We start from the raw sequence: 553 nt of genomic DNA, 5'->3' as shown, positions 1-553 counted from the left end.
CCTCTCAAAATGGAGGATTGCGTCCCACCCGGCGCAGTAATAACTTTTCTGGACCCACAACACATAGCGGTGCTGTACCACCTTGCACGCCAGCATCTGTAGCGTGGAAGCTCAAAGAAGAAATTATCTGGAGGGCAAGTGGATTACTACGTTTTCAATATAGGCAAGCCAGCAGTTTCAGATTGGTGGACTCAGAACATCAAGCGTGGCGTAATTACGGCAGGCTTCGAAGGGAACCCCGAGGACAAGGGTGCCGCAATACTGAAGAAAATGAATGAGGGGGACTGGGTTCTAGCCTTTGTTAACGGGCGGGGATTTGTAGGAGCCGGCCACGTCCAAGACATCGATACATACCGGCTACACCCTTCCCTACCGTCGAATTCCCTCTCAGACCATCGCCACGAACGAGGCGTGAACTGGGTGCATTACGTCAGAGTCGTAAAGGATGCAGTAACGGTGGCATCTGTCGGCGGACATGCTCCTCGCCAGACCATGGAGCGCTTACGCAATCAGGAGCAAGCAGAGAGCATCTTTGCCTTACTAGCTCAGCGTC

The 553-nt window shown here is 53.2% G+C and carries 1 protein-coding gene; it reads left to right on the top strand.

Going from position 1 to position 553, the window contains the following annotated elements:
• Window positions 1-138: 138 nt before the first annotated feature.
• Window positions 139-553, top strand: a 415-nt coding sequence (locus ACRYR9_RS19925; RefSeq protein WP_432540246.1) for a hypothetical protein, incomplete at its 3' end; no start/stop codon positions are given.

This window comes from Kineococcus auxinigenes (assembly GCF_050871525.1).
Classification (GTDB): Bacteria; Actinomycetota; Actinomycetes; order Actinomycetales; family Kineococcaceae; genus Kineococcus.
Note: the sequence above shows the minus strand (reverse complement) of the source record. Positions and strands in the feature narration are given on the sequence as shown.